13 protein-coding genes and 1 rRNA gene are annotated in these 16,755 nt (G+C 64.0%); 7 read left to right on the forward strand and 7 right to left on the reverse strand.

What is annotated here, in order from left to right:
- Nucleotides 1-63: 63 nt before the first annotated feature.
- A complete protein-coding gene (gene glgP, locus ACFQ6Y_RS23255) occupies nt 64-2,664 on the reverse strand; it encodes an alpha-glucan family phosphorylase (protein ID WP_378637629.1) in 2,601 nt (866 codons plus the stop codon).
- Between the two features lie 177 nt (nt 2,665-2,841).
- Here glgP and ACFQ6Y_RS23260 point away from each other — a divergent pair, with 177 nt between their 5' ends.
- From ACFQ6Y_RS23260 to ACFQ6Y_RS23270, 3 genes are read left to right on the forward strand one after another with little or no spacing between them, the layout of a single operon-like run.
- On the forward strand, nt 2,842-4,866 hold the full coding sequence (locus ACFQ6Y_RS23260; protein WP_378637634.1) for an alpha-1,4-glucan--maltose-1-phosphate maltosyltransferase: 2,025 nt from the start codon (nt 2,842-2,844) through the stop codon (nt 4,864-4,866).
- Nucleotides 4,866-7,067 (forward strand): 1,4-alpha-glucan branching protein GlgB, encoded by a 2,202-nt coding sequence (glgB, locus tag ACFQ6Y_RS23265; protein ID WP_378637639.1) that lies wholly within the window; start codon nt 4,866-4,868, stop codon nt 7,065-7,067. The genes ACFQ6Y_RS23260 and glgB overlap by 1 nt, the downstream gene beginning before the upstream one ends.
- Complete coding sequence (locus ACFQ6Y_RS23270; protein ID WP_378637690.1) at nt 7,067-8,515, forward strand: neutral zinc metallopeptidase; 1,449 nt, start codon at nt 7,067-7,069, stop codon at nt 8,513-8,515. The genes glgB and ACFQ6Y_RS23270 overlap by 1 nt, the downstream gene beginning before the upstream one ends.
- Nucleotides 8,516-8,533: 18 nt before the next feature.
- Here the strand turns inward: ACFQ6Y_RS23270 and ACFQ6Y_RS23275 are convergent, their stop codons facing one another.
- The 3 genes from ACFQ6Y_RS23275 to ACFQ6Y_RS23285 all read right to left on the reverse strand — a co-directional run bounded on the left by ACFQ6Y_RS23275 (nt 8,534) and on the right by ACFQ6Y_RS23285 (nt 11,211).
- Entirely contained in the window at nt 8,534-9,430 is an 897-nt protein-coding gene (locus tag ACFQ6Y_RS23275; protein WP_378637693.1) for a co-chaperone YbbN, read from the reverse strand.
- Nucleotides 9,431-9,535: 105 nt separating this feature from the next.
- A complete protein-coding gene (locus ACFQ6Y_RS23280; protein WP_230814089.1) occupies nt 9,536-9,898 on the reverse strand; it encodes a DUF3817 domain-containing protein in 363 nt (120 codons plus the stop codon).
- 119 nt (nt 9,899-10,017) lie between these two features.
- Complete coding sequence (locus ACFQ6Y_RS23285) at nt 10,018-11,211, reverse strand: acetyl-CoA C-acetyltransferase (protein ID WP_378637643.1); 1,194 nt, start codon at nt 11,209-11,211, stop codon at nt 10,018-10,020.
- Between the two features lie 107 nt (nt 11,212-11,318).
- Between ACFQ6Y_RS23285 and mce the strand changes: the two genes are divergently transcribed.
- Together mce and ACFQ6Y_RS23295 are read left to right on the forward strand one after the other, a co-directional pair.
- Nucleotides 11,319-11,792, forward strand: coding sequence for a methylmalonyl-CoA epimerase (mce, locus tag ACFQ6Y_RS23290; protein ID WP_037131968.1), 474 nt, complete (start codon nt 11,319-11,321; stop codon nt 11,790-11,792).
- A 40-nt stretch (nt 11,793-11,832) separates the two neighbouring features.
- Nucleotides 11,833-12,876, forward strand: coding sequence for a hypothetical protein (locus ACFQ6Y_RS23295; RefSeq protein WP_378637652.1), 1,044 nt, complete (start codon nt 11,833-11,835; stop codon nt 12,874-12,876).
- 7 nt (nt 12,877-12,883) lie between these two features.
- Here the strand turns inward: ACFQ6Y_RS23295 and ACFQ6Y_RS23300 are convergent, their stop codons facing one another.
- Both ACFQ6Y_RS23300 and nucS read right to left on the reverse strand, forming a co-directional pair.
- On the reverse strand, nt 12,884-13,228 hold the full coding sequence (locus ACFQ6Y_RS23300) for an ATP/GTP-binding protein (protein WP_378537840.1): 345 nt from the start codon (nt 13,226-13,228) through the stop codon (nt 12,884-12,886).
- Between the two features lie 19 nt (nt 13,229-13,247).
- Nucleotides 13,248-13,922, reverse strand: a complete 675-nt coding sequence (gene nucS, locus ACFQ6Y_RS23305) for an endonuclease NucS (RefSeq protein WP_064444085.1) — start codon at nt 13,920-13,922, stop codon at nt 13,248-13,250.
- Between the two features lie 42 nt (nt 13,923-13,964).
- Here nucS and ACFQ6Y_RS23310 point away from each other — a divergent pair, with 42 nt between their 5' ends.
- Nucleotides 13,965-15,557 carry an adenylate/guanylate cyclase domain-containing protein gene (locus ACFQ6Y_RS23310; RefSeq protein ID WP_378450098.1) on the forward strand — a complete coding sequence of 531 codons (1,593 nt, stop codon included), beginning with the start codon at nt 13,965-13,967 and terminating at the stop codon, nt 15,555-15,557.
- A gap of 183 nt (nt 15,558-15,740) precedes the next feature.
- On the forward strand, nt 15,741-16,367 hold the full coding sequence (locus tag ACFQ6Y_RS23315) for a dihydrofolate reductase family protein (protein WP_378637656.1): 627 nt from the start codon (nt 15,741-15,743) through the stop codon (nt 16,365-16,367).
- A 295-nt stretch (nt 16,368-16,662) separates the two neighbouring features.
- Here ACFQ6Y_RS23315 and rrf read toward each other — a convergent pair.
- A 5S ribosomal RNA gene (gene rrf, locus ACFQ6Y_RS23320) occupies nt 16,663-16,755 on the reverse strand; the annotation flags it as partial.

Consider the following 16,755-nt stretch of genomic DNA (forward strand, 5'->3'; position numbering starts at 1 on the left):
TTTTCACCCGGGCACAGTTCTGCCCCGGTACCGACTGAACGGACCGGGGCAGAATGTATTACGTCAGGCGTTCGGAGTGGTCACCAATCCGAGTTCGGACGCATTGACCAACAACCGGTGATGCGGCAACACCCGCACGGTGTAGCCCACGGAACCCGAAACCGGAAGCGCAACCTCGGCTTCGAAGATCTCGATTCCGTCCTCGGCGCCGAAGTGCGTCATCGGGAACGTCACCACGTCGGTGAGTTCCTCACCCGGGCTCACGCGCCCGAGGACCGCCTGGACCTCGACATCCGAGACCGACAGGCCGCCGAGGCGAACCTTGGCCTTCAACGAGATGGTCGCACCGATCTCCGGGGTGTCCGGCAAACCGGAACCGTCCACCTGCTCGACCGCAACCGACGGCCACTGCGATTCGATACGGCGACGGAACTCGGCCACCTCACGGGCGCCGGCAAAATCGTCGGCCACCACAGCGCGAGCTGATCCCGCCGAAGGGGCGTAGTAGTCGACCGCATAGTCACGAACCATGCGTGATGCCAACACCTTCGGGCCCAGATTCTCGAGGGTATGGCGAACCCTCTCGACCCAGCGCGTCGGCAGATCGGCAGCATCACGGTCGTAGAACGTCGGCAGTACCGCATGCTCGAGAAGTTCGTAGAGTGCGCTGGCTTCCAGATCGTCACGCCGCACGTCGTCGAGGACACCGTCGGCCGTCGGAATGGCCCACCCGTTCTCGCCGTCGTACATCTCGTCCCACCATCCGTCGCGAATGGAGAGGTTGAGGCCGCCGTTGAGCGCGGACTTCATACCGGAAGTACCGCACGCCTCGAGTGGTCGAAGGGGGTTGTTGAGCCACACGTCGCAGCCCCAGTAGAGGTACCGCGCCATCGACATGTCGTAGTCGGGCAGGAAGACGATGCGATGACGCACATCCGCTTCGTCGGCGAATCGCACGACCTGCTGGATGAGCGCCTTGCCACCGTCGTCGGCGGGGTGCGACTTACCGGCCACGACCAACTGCACCGGACGCTTCTCGTCGAGCAACATCGCACGCAGACGCTCGGGATCACGCAGCATCAGCGTCAACCGCTTGTACGTCGGAACGCGCCTGGCGAAGCCGACGGTCAAGACGTTCGGATCGAATACTCCAGCGGTCCAGCCGAGTTCGGCTTCGGTGGCGCCCCGCTCGAGCCACGACGCGCGGACGCGACGACGCACCTCGTCGACCAACTTGCCGCGCAACGCATTACGTGTTTCCCACAGTTCGGCGGCCGACAACTCGTGCAGGCGCTCCCACCCGCGTGCTTCTTCGAGTTGCTCCTGACCGACGATCCGCCTGGCCACGTCCATCCACTCCGGCGCCGCCCACGTCGGCGCGTGAACACCGTTGGTGACCGAACCGATCGGCACCTCGTCGGCGTCGAAGCCCGGCCAGAGTCCGTTGAACATGTCGCGGCTGACGATGCCGTGCAACTTCGAGACGCCGTTGGCGCGCTGACCCAGGCGAAGGCCCATGTGCGCCATGTTGAAGATCGACGGATCGGATTCGCGCCCCATCCCGACTATGCGGTCGACGGTCAGACCGGGAAGCAGGGTCGATTCGTTCTCGCCGTTCGCGCCACCGAAGTAGTGACGGACCAGATCCGCCGGGAAGCGGTCGATTCCGGCGGGAACGGGCGTGTGCGTCGTGAAGACGGTTCCGGCGCGAACCGCGGCCAGAGCCGAATCGAAGTCCAGACCGCTGGTGGTGACAAGTTCCCGAATCCGTTCGATGCCGAGGAATCCGGCGTGCCCCTCGTTCATGTGGAACACCTCGGGATCGGGCAATCCGTAGGCCGCGGTGTAGGCACGCACCGCGCGGACGCCGCCGATACCCGCAAGGATCTCCTGCTTGATGCGGTGATCCTGGTCCCCGCCGTAGAGACGGTCCGTGACGCCGCGCAGGTCCGCGTCGTTCTCGGCGATGTCGGAATCGAGCAGCAGCAACGGCACTCGTCCGACCTGAGCAATCCACACTCGCGCACGCAGGACTCGTCCACCGGGCATCGCGACGTGAATGACGACCGGCGATCCGTCGTCGGAAGCCGGGCCTGCGTCCGTCAGCAAACGAAGAGGCAACCCTTGAGGATCATGGGGCGGGTAATGCTCGGCCTGCCAACCGTCGGCAGTCAGGGACTGGCGGAAGTAACCGGATCGGTAGAGCAATCCGACGCCGATGAGCGGCAGACCCAGGTCGGACGCGGCCTTGAGATGATCGCCGGCAAGGATGCCCAATCCGCCCGAGTAGTTGGGCAGAACTTCACTGACGCCGAACTCCATGGAGAAGTACGCAATTCCGCCAGCCAGCGACGTGCCCTTGGCCTGCTGGGACTGATACCAGCGCGGTGTGCTCAGGTAGGCGTCGAGATCGGCTGCTGCAGTGTCGAGGTCACCGAGGAATGCCTCGTCACTGCTGAGTTCGTCGAGCCGGGCGGGGTCGACTTCCCCGAGCATGCGGACCGGATCGAACTGGACTGCTTGCCAGAGTTCGGGGTCGAGTCGCGAGAACAAATCCTGTGTCTCGGGATGCCACGACCACCGGAGGTTGGTGGACAGGGGGCCGAGCGCGGCAAGGCGCTCCGGAAGGTGGGCTCGGACAGTGAACCGACGCAAGGCTTTCACCCCGCGAACCCTAGTCGAGTTCGTCGGACTCTGTCTGGTGGAACTTGATGCCCGACCCGACCTGACCACCGACAGACCCGCATTCGTCGTTATCAGCACTCCGGCGCCACACCCACTACGGTTGAACGCGGCGAAAGAAAGTTTTACCGCGATCCATCATCAGAAATGGAGCTTCCCGTGTCAGGACGCCTCGGTATCGACGACGTGGTACCCGAGATCTCGGGTAACTATCCGGCAAAGGCCGTGGTCGGTGAAGTCTTCCCGGTGCACGCCACCGTGTGGCGAGAAGGCCACGACGCCATTTCCGCCACTCTTGTCGTGCGTGGTCCGCGCGGTACCAAGCCGCTGCGCATTCCGATGGATCCCGGCACCGAACCGGACACCGTCGATGCAGTCTTCACTCCGTCCGCCGAAGGCATGTGGTCGTTCCGGATCGAGGCGTGGAGCGATCCCATCGCCACCTGGAAGCACGCGGTGGAAGCAAAACTGGCTGTCGGGCAAGGCGCCGCCGAGTTGGCCAACGACCTGGAAATCGGTGCGCGCCTGTTCGAACAGGCCGCGCACGAGGTGCCGCGGGGCAACCGGTCCAGGCTCGAAGCCGTCACCGCGTCGCTGCGCAGCGATCAGGCGCTGACTGCTCGCGTCGCTCCGGCCTTCGCCTCCGACGTGGCCGAACTGCTCCGCGCCACACCGCTCCGTGAACTGGTCACCAAGGGCGAGTCTCACCCCGTCGTCGTCGATCGCAACCGCGCGCTGTTCGGATCCTGGTACGAGTTCTTCCCCCGTTCCACCGGTGGATGGGACGAGAACGGGGTGCCTCAACACGGGACGTTCCGCACGTCGGCCGAGGATCTGCCTCGCATCGCCGCAATGGGTTTCGACGTCGTCTACCTTCCGCCGATCCATCCCATCGGCGAGATCAACCGCAAGGGACGCAACAACACCCTCACCCCCGAACCCGGTGACGTCGGCTCGCCGTGGGCCATCGGCTCGGTCGACGGCGGGCACGACGCAGTCCATCCGCAACTCGGCACGCTCAAGGATTTCAAGGCCTTCGTCGCCACGGCCCGCAAGCTGGATCTCGAAGTGGCACTGGATCTCGCGCTGCAGTGCGCCCCGGATCATCCGTGGGCCAAGAAGCATCCGGAGTGGTTCAACGTCCTTCCCGACGGCACCATCGCCTATGCCGAGAACCCACCCAAGAAGTATCAGGACATCTACCCGATCAACTTCGACACCGATCCTCGCGGCCTGGACAAGGAAATTCTGCGAGTCGTCCGACACTGGATCAGCGCCGGTGTCAAGATCTTTCGGGTCGACAACCCGCACACCAAGCCGCCCAACTTCTGGGAGACGCTCATCTCGGAGGTCAAGAAGACCGACCCCGACGTTCTGTTCCTCGCTGAGGCATTCACTCGTCCGGCGCGCATGTACGGTCTGGCGCGACGCGGATTCACCCAGTCGTACACGTACTTCACCTGGCGAGTGGCGAAGTGGGAACTCACCGAATTCGGCAACGAGCTGGCGGCAAAGGCCGACGAAGCCCGTCCGAACCTCTTCGTGAACACACCGGACATTCTGCACGAGTCCCTCCAGCACGGTGGGCCCGGAATGTTCGCGCTACGAGCAGCTCTCGCCGCCACCCTGGCGCCGACCTGGGGCGTCTACTCCGGTTACGAACTCTACGAGCATCAAGCGGTCCGCCCCGGCAGCGAGGAGTACATCGACTCCGAGAAGTACGAACTTCGTCCGCGCCGCTTCGCCGAAGCCGCAGCGCGAGGCGAATCTCTCGAGCCGTGGATCACCGCGCTCAACCGCATCCGGCGTGCGCATCCTGCTCTGCAGCAGTTGCGGAACCTGCACTTTCACCACATCGACAACGACGCTTTGATCGCCTACTCGAAGTTCGACGCCGCGACCGGCGACGCCGTCTTGACGGTGATCAACCTCAACCCGTTCGCGGCAGAAGAGGGCACCGTCTGGTTGGACATGCCGGCGCTCGGACGCGAATGGCACGACCACATGACCGTGCTCGACGAGGTAACCGGTGAGCAGTTCAATTGGGGCCAAGCCAATTTCGTCCGCCTCGAGCCCTGGCGTTCGGTGGCGCACATCCTCGCGCTCCCACCCGTTCCGTATCCGGCCCGGATCTCTCTGGCCTACCAAGCACGCAATGCGCACCGCGCAGGTGGAGGCAAGTGATGTCAACCGAGAAGTTCCCTTCGGGTATCGCACCGGACAATCACGATCTGGAGCTGTTGGCGCGCGGTGAACATCACGATCCGCACAGTGTCCTCGGCGCCCATCCCCACGCCGACGGCACCGTTCTGCGAGCGTTGCGTCCCAACGCCGAGTCCGTCAGCGCCGTCATCGGCGGCAAAAACTTTCCTCTCGAACATGTTTCGAACGGAATCTTTGCGGCTCTGGTCCCCTACCCCGACCTGATCGACTATCGCTATTCCGTGACGTACCCGGGTGGACACACGGTTCTCGCAGCCGACCCTTATCGGTTCCTGCCGACTCTCGGTGAACTCGACCTTCACCTGTTCGGCGAAGGTCGGCACGAACGACTGTGGGACATCCTCGGTGCACATCCGCGTTCTTACGAGACGCCGGACGGACCCGTCGACGGCACCTCGTTCGCCGTCTGGGCTCCGGCCGCCCGCGGCGTCACCGTCGTCGGCGACTTCGACGGGTGGAGTGGGCAATTCGCCCCCATGCGAGTCCTCGGTTCCACCGGAGTCTGGGAAATTTTCCTGCCCGACATCGCAGTCGGTTCGCTGTACAAGTTCCGGGTCCACGGTCACGACGGCTCGGTTCGCGACAAGGCCGATCCCATGGCGTTCGGTACCGAGGTCCCGCCGGCGACGGCGTCGCGGGTGACCACCAGTTCCCATGTGTGGAACGACGCGGCCTGGCTGGAAACCCGCGCCGGTGTCGATCCTTCGCAGTCCCCGATGAGCGTGTACGAGGTGCACCTCGGATCGTGGCGTCCGGGACTCGACTATCGGCAGATGGCCGAGCAACTCGCCGTCTACGTCACCGAGACCGGATTCACCCACGTCGAACTGCTACCCGTCTCCGAGCATCCGTTCGGTGGATCGTGGGGATACCAGGTCACCTCGTACTACGCACCGACCTCCCGCTTCGGCACCCCGGATGACTTCCGCTGGTTCGTCGACCACTTGCACGCCGCAGGGATAGGCGTCATCGTCGACTGGGTGCCTGCACACTTCCCCAAAGACGAATGGGCCCTGGCTCGTTTCGACGGAACTCCCCTGTACGAGCACGCCGATCCGCGTCGCGGCGAGCAGTTGGACTGGGGCACATACGTATTCGACTTCGGACGTCGCGAGGTCCGGAACTTCCTCGTCGCCAACGCATTGTTCTGGCTCGAGGAGTTCCATATCGACGGACTGCGCGTCGACGCCGTCGCCTCCATGCTGTACCTGGACTACTCACGCCCGGAAGGTGGATGGACTCCCAACATTCACGGTGGCCGCGAGAATCTCGAAGCCGTTGCGTTCCTGCAGGAGATGAACGCCACCGTTCACAAGAATCATCGAGGGGTCGTCACCGTCGCCGAGGAGTCGACGGCGTGGCCCGGAGTTACACGGGCGACCAATGTCGGTGGCCTCGGGTTCAACATGAAGTGGAACATGGGGTGGATGCACGACACTCTCGGGTTCCTCGGTCACGACCCGGTGCACCGGACTTACCATCATCACGAGATCACTTTCTCACTGATGTACGCATGGAGCGAGAACTACCTGCTACCGATCAGCCATGACGAAGTGGTGCACGGCAAGGGAACTCTGTGGACGAGGATGCCCGGCAACGACTTCGCCAAGGCAGCCGGCCTGCGCTCACTGCTCGCGTACATGTGGGCGCATCCTGGCAAGCAACTGCTGTTCATGGGACAAGAGTTCGGCCAGAGCGCGGAATGGTCCGAAGAACGCGGCCTCGACTGGTGGCAGCTCGACGACCAGTACACAGGCACTCTCCATCGCGGCGTCCAGCGACTGGTCGGCGATCTCAACTCTGCGTACCGACGCCATCCGGCTATGTGGACCCTCGACACCTCCCCCGGCGGATACTCCTGGATCGACGCCAACGACACCGAGAACAACGTCCTCAGTTTTCTGCGTTACGGTACTGACGGTTCGATTGTCGCCTGCCTGTTCAACTTCTCGGGCAGCGAACACTCGAGCTACCGCGTCGGGCTACCAGAGCCCGGCCGATGGGTGGAAATTCTCAACACCGATGCCGAGGTGTACGGCGGCTCCGGAGTCGGGAACCTCGGAGCGGTCACGGCAACGTCGCGTTCGTGGCACGGTCGGCCAGCCTCCGCACAGGTGGCGCTGCCAGCTGCTGGAGCGATTTGGATAAGTCTGGAGCGTTGATGGTCGGCCGGCGAGTAGTCATTGTCACGTCGTCACTGTTGGCAGTGGCCGCACTGCTCGCCGGTTGTGCCCAGGGAACGAGTGGCCACGCCGTCTCGATTTATCACGATCCGTTCCGCGTCGCCGGACTCGACGCAACGGCAGGACCGAGTGGGTTGCGCCCAGGAGCCCCCAACGCCGACCGAGCAATCACCGGCACCGACGGCGGGGACATCGACGCCCTGGCGGCCAACGCAATCACCGACATCGAAACCTACTGGTCCGCCGAGTACCCGTCTCTGTTCGACAAGCCCTTCGAACCGGTGGACGAGCTGATCTCGTGGGACCCCACCGAATCGAACGGCCCGGACTTCTGTGAGGAGACCACCGCAGAACTCATCAACGCCGGGTATTGCAGCATCGATCACACCATCGGTTGGGATCGCGAACTGCTGCTGCCCGAGGTACGCGAGAAGTTCGGTGAAGTGGCCGTTGCCTTCATCTTCGCGCACGAGTACGGCCATGCCGTTCAGCGCAAAGCCGGGATCGTCGGCGGTAAACGAGATGCCGCCCTGGTGCGCGAACAACAAGCCGACTGTTTCGGTGGGGCGTTCTTGCGGCACGTCGCCGAGGACAAGGCCGCACACTTCACCATGAACACCTCCGACGGTCTCAACAAGGTGTTGGCCTCGGCCGTCGCCATCCGCGACGAAGACCCCAATGATCCTGAGAGCCACCATGGTTCGGCTTTCGAGCGCGTCACCGCCACTCAGATCGGATTCACCGACGGCGCCGGCGCCTGCGCGAAGATGGACGCCGACGAGATCGAGTCACGACGCGCAGACCTACCGCAGCAGTTCGCCGAAGGCAACGATTCCGGAGAACTGCCGGTCACCGAGGCAACCCTCGACGAGTTCGTGAAGACCTTCCAAGCGATCTTCGATCTACCCGAGCCGCCGAAGGTCGTGTTCTCCGGCGCGGACACCGGGTGCAGCGACGCTGTTGCAACCGAACCTGTCTCGTACTGCCCGTCGACGAACACCATCGGAATCAGCGTCGACGAACTGGCCGAGCGCGGCACGCCGGGCCGCGTCGGACGACGCGAGTTGATCCAAACCAACATCACCGGCGACTACAACGCCTACGTCCTGCTCGCGTCGCGATACACCCTCGCGATGCAGAAGGAGAACGGCCAATCACTCGACACCCCGCAGACTGCCTTGCGCGCCGCGTGCCTGTCCGGCGTCATCACCGCAGCGCTCAGCCCCACCAACGCCGCGTCGTCCGGAGCTCAGGTCACGCTCTCCCCTGGCGACCTCGACGAAGCCGTATCAGGACTGCTGACCGACGGCCTCGCCGCAAGTGACGTCAACGGCGAGACGGTTCCGAGCGGGTTTGCGCGCGTCGACGCGTTCCGGACCGGCGTACTCGGTGGCCGGGAAGTGTGCGACAGCCGCTACACGGAGTAGCGGCTGCCGGTTCACACGTCAGTAGAGCGCGGAAGCCAACTTACGGCGGGCCGCGATGACGATCGGTTCTGCCGGGTCGAACAGTTCGAACAGTTCGAGCAGGTGCGTGCGAGCTGCGGCCTTGTCATCGCCGGCAGTTCGCGAGACCACCGAGATCAAGCGGGCGAACGACGCCTCGGGTTGTTGCGCGAACATTTCCAGATCGGCCGCTGCGAACTGCAGTTCGAGATTGGACGGATCAGCATCCGCGGCCGCAATCGACTCGGGATCGACGCCCTGAACCCGAGCCATGAACTTCACCTGGCGGACAGCGCTTTTGGCCTCCGCATTGTTGGGTTCGGCGTCGAGAATCACCTGGTACGCGGCGATGGCACTGTCGAGATCACCCTCGTCGAGCGCGGTTTCAGCGGCCACGAATCGAGGATCCTCGACCTCCTCCACCGGTTCGTCACCCTCGGGGACAGGACCGCTCAACTTGCCCTCGACAGCTTGGAGCACTGCGTCGAACCACTGGCTCAACTGCGCCTCCGGCTGAGCGCCCTGGAAATCGGCCAACGGCTGACCGGCCGCGACGGCAACAACCGTCGGCACCGACTGGACGCCGAAAGCCTGCGCGATGCGAGGACTCACGTCGACGTCGACGTTGGCAAGAATCCACTTGCCGCCGGCACGCGCTGCAAACGATTCGAGAACTTCGGTGAAGACAACCGAGGGCTCGTATGCGCGGCCACCGATGTTGACGATGACCGGGACCTGGCTCGACTTGAGCAGGACTTCGCTTTCGAAGTTCTCCTCGGTCACCTCGATCACTGCCCCGGAGACAGCAGAAACGGCCCCGTCGCCGCTGGTGTTACGCGGCGGTGGTGGGGCCGTGGCCCGCTCTTTGAAGGCGGACAAGTCGACTGCGCCGCTCATGGCGGCAGCAACTGCGGACGAACGCGCGGGGGGCCTGGAACCTGGTCGAGTCACGACTCCCAGTTTGTCACGAGTTGCGCGAAGCTACGTAGAGGGATGCAGCACTCAGACGAGCGCCGCGTTGCCCTTGGCAGCCTCGAACTCCGTGGACAGCTCACCGAGCTTGCCGTTTCGCACTGCCCAGCGTTCGAAGATGACGGTGCCGAACGGCGGAACGCTCGAGATCAGCGCAAGGATCGTGGTCTTGATGTCCCACTTGAGCGACCACGCGGTCAGCAGCGCAACAACGATGAATACCAGGAAGCCAGCGGTGCCGTGGACCATTCCGGGGATGCGAATCGCTTCTTCGTGTCCGAGAACCCACTTGAAGAACATGGCAACCAGCAAGGCCGCCCAGGTCACAGCTTCCCACCACGCCACCAGACGGAAGCGTTTCGCGGGAGTGGATACGTCAAAGATGTTCGCCATGAGGCCATTGTGCCCGAACAACTACGACGCCCCGTAGTTGTGTGAGGAAAACCACGGGGCGTCGCAGAGCGAGAGCGTTCGTTCGGGTGTATTTAGGGTGACGCTTGTGCCGGGGGTGCCTATGCCTTGGGGACGCGGACGATGAGTGCGTCGCCTTGTCCGCCGCCGCCGCAGAGTGCGGCTGCGCCGATGCCGCCGCCGCGGCGCTGCAGTTCGAGGGCGAGGTGCAGGGCGATGCGGGCACCGGACATGCCCAGGGGGTGTCCGACGGCGATGGCGCCGCCGTTGACGTTGACCTTGGCGGGGTCGAGGCCCAGTTCGCGGGTGGAGGCGATCCCGACGGCGGCGAATGCTTCGTTGATTTCGACGAGGTCGAGATCGGTGGGGTCGATACCTTCCTTGGCGCAGGCCTTCGCGATGGCCCGGGCGGGCTGGGACTGGAGGGTGGAGTCGGGTCCGGCGACGACGCCGTGGGCACCGATTTCCGCGATCCAGGTCAGGCCGAGTTCTTCGGCTTTGGTTTTGCTCATCACCACGACGGCGGCGGCGCCGTCGGAGATCGGGGAGGCGGAGCCGGCGGTGATGGTGCCGTCCTTGCTGAACGCGGGACGCAGTGTGCCGAGGGATTCGGTGGTGGTGTCGGCGCGGATGCCTTCGTCCTGGGCGAAGACGATGGGGTCGCCCTTGCGTTGGGGGATGGAGACGGGGACGACTTCGTTGTCGAAGTAGCCGTCTTTCCAGGCGCGGGCCGCGTTCTGGTGTGAGGCGGCGGCGAAGGCGTCCTGCTCGGCGCGGGTGATGTGGGCGGTTTCTTGTTGGTTGACCTGTTCGGTGAGCAGGCCCATGGCCTGGTCGGTGAAGATGTCGTGGAGGCCGTCGTAGGCCATGTGGTCGCGCATCGTGACGTCGCCGTATTTGAAGCCTTCGCGGCTTTTTTCGAGCATGTGGGGTGCGCGGGACATCGATTCCTGCCCGCCGGCGACGACGATGTCGAATTCGCCGGCGCGGATGAGTTGGTCGGCGAGGGCGATGGCGTCGATGCCGGACAGGCACACCTTGTTGATGCTCAGGGCAGGCACGTTCATGGGGATGCCGGCGGCGACGGCGGCTTGGCGGGCGGGCATCTGGCCGGCGCCGGCGGTGAGGACCTGTCCCATGATGACGTACTCGACCTGCTCGGGTGCGACTGAGGACTTGTCGAGGGCGCCCTTGATGGCGATGCCGCCGAGGTCGGACCCGGAGAGGTCCTTCAACGATCCGAGGAGTCGACCCATCGGGGTACGAGCTCCCGCAACAATCACAGAACTGGTCACGATTTCCTCCGGCTGCAAAAGAGACATAGTCGTCGGTTCCGTGCGGCTTAAGAGCCAAGTCACATCCCGACGTGTACTCCTCAAACGGTAGCGCTACCGTGAAAGGTATGACACAGACCTCCCCCAGTTCTGCACTCGCGCCTTTGTCCTCCGACCTCGTCGTCGCGATCGATCACGTCGGAATCGCGGTGCCCGATCTCGACGTGGCAATCGCGTGGTACACGCAGCACCTGGGCATGGTGTCGACCCACGAGGAAATCAACGAATCGCAGGGCGTCCGTGAGGCCATGCTCTCCGTCGTCGGCTCCCCCGCCGGATCCACTGCCGTTCAGCTGCTCGCGCCGCTGGACGAGAACTCGACCATCGCCAAGTTCATCGACCGAAGCGGCCCCGGACTCCAGCAGCTCGCCTACCGAGTCACCGACATCGACGCGATCTCCGCCGAGCTTCGCGACCGCGGTGTTCGGTTGCTGTACGACGCTCCCCGACGCGGTACGGCCAACTCGCGCATCAACTTCATTCACCCGAAGGACGCCGGCGGCGTCCTCGTGGAACTGGTCGAACCCGACGCGAGCCACTAGCAGACCCGACTCCAGCTCGTATGCCAGGTAGATTGTCGCCATGGCATACGAGCAGGACCGCGGTTCGATCCAACTTCCGTTCCAGATCGCACGGAAGGGATACGACCGTGACGAGGTACGTAACTACTTCGAGCGATTCGACGCGGAGCTGCGCGTTACCGCAGCCGATCGTGATGCTGCCGCCGCGCAGGCCCGTGATCTTGCCAAGCAGCTCGACGATGCACGCGACGACATCGACGACCTCCGCAAGGACGTCGACCGTCTCTCCGTTCCACCCACCACTGCGGAGGGCATGAGCGATCGCATCAGCCGCATGCTCCGCCTTGCCTCCGACGAAGCTTCGGAGGTTCGCGCGAAGGCCGAGGCCGACGCAGCCGAGATGACCTCCATCGCCGAACAGGACGGCGCCCGCCTACGTGGACACTACGAGTCGTTGATCGCCGAACTCGAGGACCGTCGCAACGCGATGGAAACCATGCACGAGCAGACCATGGCGCAGGCCCGTACCGAAGCCGCCCGGATCGTCGAAGCTGCACAGGCCGAGCGGGATCGACTGGCTGCCGAGTCCGAGGCCAAGCGCACCCAGATCCGCGAAGACTTCGACATCTCGATGTCGGAGCGCCGCGCCAAGGTCGTCGCCGCCGTCAATGAATTGGAGTCGTCGAGCAAGGCAGAGGCCGAGCGTCGACTCGCCGATGCGTCACACGAAGCTCAGCGCAGGCTGCAAGCCGCGACGGATCAATCCGAGCGCAAGATCGCTCACGCGAAGGAACTCACCGAAGAACTGCGCGTTCTCCGCGGCCGAATCCTGGCCCAGCTCTTGGGAATTCGCGGACAACTCGATTCGGTTCCGGCCATGCTCGCATCGGTCAATCGCGAGAGCGAACTTCTCGATTCACCGCCTGCTCCGGTCATCGTCGAAGCCGAGGAAGATCTCGAGATCGAAGACAAGAAGGCCGACGCAGATAAGGTCGACGCAGAACCGAGTATCGACGAAAACGACGTTCTCGAGGACTCGGACGAGACGAACACCGCCGAGATCGACACCCGCGCCGTTGAGCAGCGAGCCCAGTCCAGGAACTGATCGGCGCTCAGGACCACCTTCTGGTCAGGCTGCGAGTTCCGCGGCCTGACCAGCACCCGGTGTGCCAGTGCCGACGCTCGTTCGCGCCGCCCGGTTCCGAAGGCCAGGTCACCACGTGTGCGACTCCCGGCCTGATGTCGTGATCACAGCCGGGGCACCGATAGAACTTCGTCGCGTTGGAGCCGGGTATCGGCCGCACCATGTACATTTCACCGCCCGGCCCTGGCTCCTCCCGGACCAGCGCGCCGCCGAACAACACACCGCTAGGTGACGCCGACTCAGCGCTCGAGTTCTGAGTACGCCGAGGATCCGTTCGACGGGTTTGCTTCGGCGAAGGTTTGCGGCGCGGCATGGTTCGAGTCTAAACAGCGTCAGAAGAGTCGGAACTCGGTGCTTTCGGTGCCGCGCAAGGCCTCGTAGTCCAGGACCAGGCAGCGGATTCCACGATCGTTCGCCAAAGTCTTTGCCTGCGGCTTGATCTGTTGCGCTGCAAAAACTCCCGTGACCGGTGCGAGGAGCGGATCGCGGTTGAGCAACTCCAGGTAGCGCGTCAACTGCTCGACACCGTCGATCTCGCCGCGCCGCTTGATCTCCACCGCCACCGAGGCGCCGTCCGCGTCACGGACCAGAAGGTCGACCGGCCCGATGGCCGTCATGTACTCGCGTCGCACCAGGGTGTATCCGGGGCCGAGCGTCTCGACATGCTCCGCCAAAAGTTCTTGAAGGTGTGCCTCGACACCGTCCTTGATCAAACCCGGATCGAGACCGAGTTCATACGACGAATCGTGCTCGACCTCTTCGAGAGTGATCCGAAGTTCCTCGCCTGCCTTGTTGGTGACGACCCACAGGACATCGTCGCCGTCTCCGGTGGTCTCGACCAACCAGCACGGCGGACTCATCCAGTTGAGCGGCTTGTACGCCCGATCGTCGGCATGAATGCTGACCGAGCCGTCGGCCTTGACCAACAGCAGTCGTCTTGCGGTAGGGAGGTGGGAGGTCAGGCGTCCCACATAGTCGACACGGCAACGAGCAATAACTAGGCGCACCGGACCACCCTAAGCGATCATTACGACTACTCTCGACACACTATGCAGCGAAGCCGTGTCCCGAGTGCGCCCCTGGGGTCGTGGCTGCTCGGATCCACCGACGAAAGCCCCAGGCGCCGCCGAATCCGCGTCCAGGCACTACTGACCGCCCCTCTCCTGGTCACCAACCTGATCGGAGCGGTACTGGCGATCGTGCTCGTCGGATTCGTGGTTCCCGGACCCGAGATCATCCACCCCGAATTCGCGTGGATCAACTTCATTGCCGTGCCCGTCTTCATCGGGTGTGTCTTTCTCATCGGACTTCTGTGGGGCACCAAACGGCTGATGCGGGATCTTCGGTGGGCCACCGAGGATCACCCACCGACAGAGCAGAATCAACGCGCGGCGCTGCGCGGGCCGTGGAGACTGACCCGAGTGCAAGCCGTCCTGTGGACGGCCGCGCTCATCACCTTCACAACCATGTACGGAATCGTCGACCCCGACACCATTCCGAAAGTTCTGTTCACCGTGGCTTTCAGCGGTATCACCACATGTGCCTTCTGCTACCTGCTCAGCGAGTTCGCACTCCGCCCGATTGCTGCGCGTGCACTCGAATCCGGAGCACCCCGCAAGGCTGCCGTTCTCGGACTGACCGGCCGGACAATCCTCGTCTGGCTGCTCGGAAGCGGAGTCCCCGTCACCGGCTTGATGCTCGTAGCGGTCTTCAGCTTCATCCGACCCGCTTCGTGGCAAGCACTCGCGACCGCGATCCTCGTCATCGGCGGGATCACACTGTGCGTCGGACTCGGGCTGACGTACATCAACATTCGGTCCGCCGCGGCTCCCATTCGGTCTGTGCGACGAGGCATGGAACAAGTCACCCGTGGTGACCTCACCGCGTCCGTCGTCGTGTACGACGGAACCGAGCTGGGGCTGCTGCAGACCGGCTTCAATCGCATGGCCGAGGGCCTGCGCGAACGAGAGCGAATTCGCGACCTCTTCGGGCGCCACGTCGGACACGAGGTTGCCGCAAACGCGGTCCGCCGCAACCCGGAGCTCGGCGGGGAAGAACGTGACGTTGCCGTTCTCTTCGTCGACGTCATCGGTTCGACCACCATCGCGGCCACCAACTCCCCGACCGCGGTGGTCGCTCTACTCAACCGATTCTTCGACGTCATCGTCGACGAGGTCGATGCTCACGGTGGATTCGTCAACAAGTTCGAGGGCGACGCAGCGCTGGCGATCTTCGGAGCGCCGACAACACTCGACGATCACGCCGGCAGTGCACTTGCCGCCGCCCGCAAGATTCAACAGCGCCTGCGTGCCGAAGTTCCGGAAGTAAGCGCGGGAATCGGCGTCGCTGCGGGTATTGCCGTGGCCGGAAACGTCGGTGCGCGAGAAAGATTCGAGTACACCGTCATCGGTGATCCGGTCAACGAGGCAGCGCGCCTGTCGGAGGTCGCCAAGACGGTTCCGGGTAACCTCGCCGCTTCAGGAAGGGCTGTGGCTGCCGCTGACAGCGCCGAAGCTGCCCACTGGTCGATCACCGAGAACATCACCCTTCGTGGCCGTCTCGAACAGACCGAGCTCGCGATTCCTTGCGACGCCCTGGAGTCCGAGGCCGCTCCGGCAGATTCGGTCCCCGTCCAGCCCTGACCTCCAACCCCTGCCCTGCCCTGCCCTGCCCTGCCCTGCCCTGCCCTGCCCTGCCCTGAGCGAACGGCACTTTCGGTCGATCCAAGGCGACGAACGCCACGTTCGCTCGATGACTTTCCCACTTCTCGTCGGTCTATATCGGAACAGCGGAAATCCGACGACGCCTGGGAGATGGGTACGACTATGAAACTGACGACCTTTACCATCGTCACTCTCGACGGGGTGATGCAAGGACTCGGTGGGCCGGACGAAGATCGGCGTGGTGGATTCGAGCGCGGCGGGTGGTCCGCGCCGTTGGTGGACACCGAAGCGATGACTTTCCTCGTCCAGGTCTACCAGCGTGCTGACGCGTTCCTGTTCGGCCGACGCACGTACGACATCTTCGCCGACTATTGGGGCGCGTTCGAGAATCCGGAGGTCAACCCCATTGCCAGCGCCTTGAATTCGCGGCCGAAGTATTTGGCGTCGACGACGCTGACCGATCCACAATGGAAGAACACGACCGCGCTCACAGGTGACACCGCCACCGCGATCGGCGAACTGAAAGCCAGACCCGGCGGTGAGATTCAGGTGCACGGCAGTGGCAACTTGTGCCGCTGGCTTCTCGCGAACAATCTCGTCGACGAGATGATCCTGCTGATCGCCCCGGTGGTCCTAGGCCAGGGCACGCGACTCTTTCCCGACTCCGGACCGGACATCGCACTCGAGCTGGCCGAATCGCGGGCCACTCCAAAGGGTGTGACGATTCAGCGGTATCTGCCTACCGGCCGGCCGAAGTATGCAACCGCCACCGCCGACGGCTTCGACTGATCCGGGCAAAGCGCCTGTCGTCCTCAGTCGTGCTCCCGCCCCTGATGGTGTGAACGTACCGTTCCCCTCGTCTAAGAGGGTGAGAGTGTCGTTCACTCGATCCCGGGGTGGTGGTGGTGAGCCGACTGGCGGCCGGGGTGCCGTGTACGGGGTGAACGGTACGTTCATCTCGCTGGAGGCGACGGAAGTGCCGTTCGCTCGATGCCGGGGGCGGGTTGGGGAGATGGTTTTGGGCTTGTTTTGGGTACGAGAAAGCCCCCCAACCACGAATGGTTGGGGGGCTTCTCTAATGTGTGTTCGGCGGTGTCCTACTCTCCCACACCCTGTCGAGTGCAGTACCATCGGCGCTGAAGGGCTTAGCTTCCGGGTTCGGAATGGGACCGGGCGT

The organism is Rhodococcus sp. NPDC056516 (assembly GCF_042794655.1).
Taxonomy (GTDB): Bacteria; Actinomycetota; Actinomycetes; order Mycobacteriales; family Mycobacteriaceae; genus Rhodococcus_F.